Annotated in this window: 5 protein-coding genes and 1 pseudogene; 4 read left to right on the top strand and 2 right to left on the bottom strand. The window is 48.6% G+C overall.

Annotation, left to right across the window (positions count from 1 at the left end):
- Nucleotides 1-98: 98 nt before the first annotated feature.
- Both EQY_RS0105240 and yjdI read right to left on the bottom strand, forming a co-directional pair.
- Entirely contained in the window at nt 99-371 is a 273-nt protein-coding gene (locus EQY_RS0105240) for a GNAT family N-acetyltransferase (protein WP_000405658.1), read from the bottom strand.
- 12 nt (nt 372-383) lie between these two features.
- Nucleotides 384-614 (bottom strand): 4Fe-4S mono-cluster protein YjdI, encoded by a 231-nt coding sequence (gene yjdI, locus EQY_RS0105245; RefSeq protein ID WP_000371864.1) that lies wholly within the window; start codon nt 612-614, stop codon nt 384-386.
- A gap of 178 nt (nt 615-792) precedes the next feature.
- Here yjdI and EQY_RS0105250 point away from each other — a divergent pair, with 178 nt between their 5' ends.
- From EQY_RS0105250 to fumB, 4 genes and pseudogenes are all read left to right on the top strand, one after another.
- Nucleotides 793-2424 (top strand): sensor histidine kinase, encoded by a 1632-nt coding sequence (locus EQY_RS0105250; RefSeq protein ID WP_001216443.1) that lies wholly within the window; start codon nt 793-795, stop codon nt 2422-2424.
- Nucleotides 2421-3140, top strand: coding sequence for a two-component system response regulator DcuR (gene dcuR, locus EQY_RS0105255; protein ID WP_000611279.1), 720 nt, complete (start codon nt 2421-2423; stop codon nt 3138-3140). The genes EQY_RS0105250 and dcuR overlap by 4 nt, the downstream gene beginning before the upstream one ends.
- A 571-nt stretch (nt 3141-3711) precedes the next feature.
- Entirely contained in the window at nt 3712-5052 is a 1341-nt protein-coding gene (gene dcuB, locus EQY_RS0105260; protein WP_000899528.1) for an anaerobic C4-dicarboxylate transporter DcuB, read from the top strand.
- A 77-nt stretch (nt 5053-5129) separates the two neighbouring features.
- Nucleotides 5130-6020 (top strand): annotated as a pseudogene (fumB, locus tag EQY_RS0105265) (class I fumarate hydratase); the annotation flags it as partial.

Genomic DNA, 6020 nt, shown 5'->3' on the forward strand with positions numbered 1-6020 from the left:
TTGGTTCGATTCCGAGTCCGGGCACCACTAATTCCTGAGAACCCGCCTACAAGGCGGGTTTTTGCTTTTGGGAATACGTCCTTCCTGCCTTCGCCCCATCAACTGCGAATATCATCATACTCACGCGTTTTATCAAATTCGTGTTTTGCAAACGGGCACAGCGGGATAATTTTCCGTTTTTCCTGGCGCATTTTTTCCACGACTTTCGCTACCAGTTGTTTACCAATCCCCTGCCCTTTCAGGCTTTCATCAACATCGGTATGTTCGATAATCGCTAAATTCTCTCCGGTCGGCACAAAGACAATTTCAGCTATTTGATTTCCCTGCGCATCATTGATGTAAAATTTATTATGGCTCTCACGTATTTCCATTTTTCCCCTCACTTATTTATGACGGTATTTCAGCGCGCCGCTGGGGCACGTATCAATCACTTTTATTACGGTGGCGACGTCTACTTCATCCGGCATAATCCACGGCTTACGTTTGAGATTAAACAGTTTGCTATTACCGCGCACACAATTACCGGAATGCTGACATATTGCGGTGTTGAAATAGACATCGACCTTTTCGCCGGTATAGCAGCGATAACCAACATCCAGTAGTTCCTGATCCATGACCTTCCCTCCCTCATAAGTATGGTTTTCGCTATAAGCATAGCTCTCGAATCGCCAGACGACACCGGAAGTTTCAGTTACCAAATCCGCTTCCCCGGATGGCCAATCCCCTTACTCCCTTTGAATTACCCGCAGCATCAGAGATAATGCTTAGGAAATTTGTCATACAAGGAAGCTGATGAGACATTCACTGCCCTGCCGCATGTTACGCAAACGTCCGATGAAACTCAGTACCACGGTGATCTTAATGGTCAGCGCAGTGCTGTTCTCGGTGCTGCTGGTAGTGCATCTGGTTTACTTCTCGCAAATCAGCGATATGACGCGTGACGGGCTGGCCAACAAGGCACTGGCCGTGGCGCGTACCCTTGCCGACTCGCCGGAAATTCGTCAGGGCTTGCAGAAAAAACCGCAGGAGAGCGGTATCCAGGACATCGCTGAAGCTGTACGTAAACGCAACGATCTGCTGTTTATTGTCGTTACCAATATGCAAAGTCTTCGCTACTCGCACCCTGAAACCCAACGCATTGGTCAGCTCTTTAAAGGGGACGACATCCTGAAGGCGCTCAACGGCGAGGAAAATGTCGCGATTAATCGCGGTTTTCTGGCACAGGCTTTACGCGTATTTACCCCTATCTACGACGAAAATCATAAGCAGATCGGCGTGGTGGCGATTGGTCTGGAGCTAAGCCGCGTAACGCAGCAGATCAATGACAGTCGCTGGAGCATTATCTGGTCAATTTTATTCGGTGTGCTGGTTGGCGGGCTGGGGACATGGATTTTGGTCAAAGTACTTAAGCGCATCCTGTTCGGCCTGGAGCCTTACGAAATCTCAACTCTGTTTGAGCAACGCCAGGCAATGCTGCAATCGATCAAAGAAGGTGTCGTTGCCGTAGACGCGCGCGGCGAAGTCACACTAATTAATGATGCCGCGCAAGAACTGCTTAATTATCACAAATCCCAGGATGATGAAAAGCTGTCGACACTGAGTCAGGCATGGTCGCAGGTGGTGGATGTCTCGGAAGTATTACGCGACGGCACGCCGCGACGAGATGAAGAGGTTACCGTCAAAGATCGGCTATTACTCATCAACACCGTACCCGTACGCAGCAATGGCGTTATCATCGGAGCCATCTCTACCTTCAGGGACAAAACGGAAGTTCGTAAGCTAATGCAACGGTTGGATGGGCTGGTCAACTATGCCGACGCACTTCGTGAACGCTCCCACGAATTTATGAACAAATTACACGTGATTCTCGGATTATTACATCTGAAGAGTTATAAGCAGTTGGAAGATTACATTCTAAAAACAGCCAACAACTATCAGGAAGAGATTGGCTCTTTGCTGGGTAAAATCAAATCTCCGGTTATCGCTGGTTTTTTAATCAGCAAAATTAACCGCGCGACCGATTTAGGCCATACGCTGATTTTAAATAGTGAGAGCCAGTTGCCAGACAGCGGTAGTGAAGATCAAGTCGCAACGCTAATTACCGCGTTGGGAAATCTGATAGAAAACGCGCTGGAGGCATTAGGGCAAGAACCCGGTGGTGAAATCAGCGTTACGTTGCACTACCGTCACGGCTGGCTGCACTGTGAAATTAACGATGATGGTCCGGGAATTTCCCCCGACAAAATCGATCACATTTTTGAAAAAGGTGTCTCGACAAAAGGAAGTGAACGAGGCGTCGGTCTGGCACTTGTCAAACAACAGGTTGAAAATCTCGGCGGCAGCATTGCCGTGGAATCGGAACCCGGGGTTTTCACACAATTTTTTGTCCAGTTACCCTGGGATGGGGAGAGGTCGAGCAAATGATCAATGTATTAATTATCGATGACGACGCAATGGTAGCGGAGTTGAATCGCCGATACGTGGCGCAGATCCCTGGTTTTCAATGCTGCGGAACAGCCTCGACACTGGAGAAAGCCAAAGAGATTATCTTCAACAACGAAACACCTATCGACCTGATCTTGCTCGATATCTATATGCAAAAAGAAAACGGGCTCGATTTACTGCCTGTCCTGCACAACGCTCGATGCAAAAGCGATGTGATTGTCATCTCCTCAGCTGCTGATGCCGCAACCATTAAGGATTCTCTGCATTATGGCGTCGTTGATTATCTAATCAAACCGTTCCAGGCATCACGTTTTGAAGAGGCGCTCATCGGCTGGCGACAAAAGAAAATGGCGCTGGAGAAACATCAATACTATGACCAGGCCGAGCTGGATCAGCTAATTCATGGCAATTCATCTAACGAACAGGATACCCGCCGTCTGCCAAAAGGCTTAACGCCGCAGACTTTACGCACGCTGTGCCAGTGGATTGACGCTCACCAGGACTATGAATTTTCAACCGACGAGCTGGCCAACGAGGTTAACATCTCTCGCGTTTCCTGCCGCAAATATCTGATCTGGCTAGTGAATTGTCACATCTTAGTTACCAGTATCCATTATGGCGTCACCGGTCGTCCGGTTTATCGCTACCGTATTCAGGCAGAGCATTACTCATTACTGAAGCAATATTGCCAATAACGCGTTATTAGTTATCTGGAAGTAACAATTATTGCAGTAATGCAAACCAGCACTGGCACAAGTTACATCAGCCATCAGTAAAACTTGTGCCAGATCAAATATAATTATCCCTCTTCATCCCCTGCGAATTAATATCAATTCGGATAAATAGAGTTTTTAATTTCAAAACGCTAACAAAAGTTAATTAACTATTATGTCACCCGTATTATGTGTATTTTTACCCATAAATAGGTAGATCAGAATAATCTATAAAGTTGATGACATCCGTCTGTAGAACAAAAAATAGACCAATAAATATCAACAAGATAGCGCAAAAACAGACCATTAACATCTGCGAAACACAAACTATAACCCCATCGCCAGAGAGTATTTTTCTCTGAAAAAAACACTTATCACAGTGCATAAATTTACTGCTGCCTGAATCAGCCAATATTCACTGTGAAGTATTTGCTCGAGCCAGCAACGACCAAACGGATATTTAGTCAGTCTCTGATAACAGTTCATCCAAAACAGAATGTGGCTGTGATCTATTTGGCAAGAATTTAAATGGGATTATCGCGAGGGTTTACACATGTTATTTACCATCCAACTTATCATAATACTGATATGTCTGTTTTATGGTGCCAGAAAGGGCGGTATCGCGCTGGGTTTATTAGGCGGTATCGGCCTGGTCATTCTGGTCTTCGTCTTCCATCTTCAGCCGGGTAAACCACCGGTTGATGTCATGCTGGTCATCATTGCGGTGGTGGCAGCATCGGCGACCTTGCAAGCCTCCGGCGGCCTGGATGTTATGCTGCAAATTGCCGAAAAACTGCTGCGTCGCAATCCGAAATATGTTTCCATCGTCGCGCCGTTTGTTACCTGTACGCTGACCATTCTTTGCGGTACGGGTCACGTGGTTTACACCATCCTGCCGATCATCTACGACGTTGCGATTAAGAACAACATCCGTCCGGAACGCCCAATGGCGGCGAGCTCTATCGGTGCGCAGATGGGGATTATCGCCAGTCCGGTGTCGGTTGCCGTAGTATCGCTGGTCGCAATGCTGGGGAACGTAACCTTTGATGGTCGTCACCTTGAGTTCCTCGACCTGCTTGCGATTACCATCCCCTCTACCTTGTTAGGTATCCTGGCGATCGGTATTTTCAGTTGGTTCCGTGGTAAAGATCTGGATAAAGACGAAGAGTTCCAGAAATTCATCTCCGTACCGGAAAACCGTGAGTACGTTTACGGTGACACCGCCACGCTGCTGGATAAAAAACTACCGAAAAGCAACTGGCTGGCAATGTGGATCTTCCTCGGGGCAATCGCGGTGGTCGCACTTCTTGGTGCTGATTCTGACCTGCGTCCGTCTTTTGGCGGCAAGCCGCTGTCGATGGTACTGGTTATCCAGATGTTTATGCTGCTGACCGGGGCGTTGATTATTATCCTGACCAAAACCAATCCCGCGTCCATCTCAAAAAATGAAGTCTTCCGTTCCGGTATGATTGCCATCGTGGCGGTATACGGTATCGCGTGGATGGCCGAAACCATGTTCGGTGCGCATATGTCTGAAATTCAGGGCGTACTGGGCGAAATGGTGAAAGAGTATCCGTGGGCTTATGCCATTGTTCTGTTGCTGGTCTCCAAGTTTGTTAACTCCCAGGCCGCTGCACTGGCAGCAATTGTTCCGGTTGCACTGGCGATTGGCGTTGACCCGGCATACATCGTGGCTTCAGCACCGGCTTGCTATGGTTATTACATCCTGCCGACCTATCCGAGCGATCTGGCAGCGATTCAGTTTGACCGTTCCGGAACCACCCACATCGGCCGCTTCGTCATCAACCACAGCTTTATTTTGCCAGGGTTGATTGGTGTGAGCGTATCGTGCGTCTTCGGCTGGATCTTCGCTGCGATGTACGGGTTCTTGTAATTGCACTCTGCGTGCTGCCCGTCGCTGTGCGGCACGCCATTTTCGTATAACAAATACAGAGTTACAGGCTGGAAGCTATGTCAAATAAAGAGTTTATTTATCAGACGCCTTTCCCGATGGGGAAAGACAATACCGAGTACTATCTGCTCACATCCGATTACGTTAGTGTTGCCGAATTTAACGGCGAAACCATCCTGAAAGTGGAACCTGAAGCCCTGACCTTGCTGGCGCAGCAAGCCTTCCATGACGCTTCTTTCATGCTCCGCCCGGCACACCAGCAACAGGTAGCTTCTATTCTTCATGACCCTGAAGCCAGCGAAAACGATAAGTATGTGGCGCTGCAATTCTTGAGAAACTCCGAAATCGCCGCCAAAGGTGTATTGCCGACCTGCCAGGATACCGGCACCGCCATCATCGTCGGTAAAAAAGGTCAGCGAGTGTGGACCGGCGGCGGTGATGAAGAAGCCTTATCAAAAGGTGTCTATAACACTTATATCGAAGATAACCTGCGCTATTCACAAAACGCACCGCTGGACATGTACAAAGAGGTCAACACCGGCACTAACCTGCCTGCGCAAATCGACCTGTACGCAGTGGATGGCGACGAGTACAAATTCCTCTGCGTCGCCAAAGGCGGCGGTTCTGCCAACAAAACGTATCTCTATCAGGAAACCAAAGCCCTGCTGACTCCGGGTAAACTGAAAAACTTCCTCGTTGAGAAAATGCGTACTCTCGGCACCGCAGCCTGCCCGCCGTACCATATCGCGTTTGTGATTGGCGGCACGTCTGCGGAAACCAACCTGAAAACCGTCAAGTTGGCAAGTGCTCACTATTACGATGAGCTGCCGACTGAAGGGAACGAACACGGTCAGGCTTTCCGCGATGTCCAGTTAGAACAAGAACTCCTGATCGAGGCTCAGAAACTCGGCCTCGGCGCACAGTTTGGTGGTAAATACTTCGCTCACGAC

It is taken from the genome of Escherichia sp. TW14182, from assembly GCF_000208525.1.
Lineage (GTDB): Bacteria > Pseudomonadota > Gammaproteobacteria > Enterobacterales > Enterobacteriaceae > Escherichia > Escherichia ruysiae.

Bases quoted from the DNA above. Each gene is read 5' to 3' on its own strand.
- EQY_RS0105240 (WP_000405658.1), bottom strand. From the start codon at position 371: ATGGAAATACGTGAGAGCCATAATAAATTTTACATCAATGATGCGCAG.
- EQY_RS0105250 (WP_001216443.1), top strand. From the start codon at position 793: ATGAGACATTCACTGCCCTGCCGCATGTTACGCAAACGTCCGATGAAA.
- yjdI (WP_000371864.1), bottom strand. From the start codon at position 614: ATGGATCAGGAACTACTGGATGTTGGTTATCGCTGCTATACCGGCGAA.
- dcuB (WP_000899528.1), top strand. From the start codon at position 3,712: ATGTTATTTACCATCCAACTTATCATAATACTGATATGTCTGTTTTAT.
- dcuR (WP_000611279.1), top strand. From the start codon at position 2,421: ATGATCAATGTATTAATTATCGATGACGACGCAATGGTAGCGGAGTTG.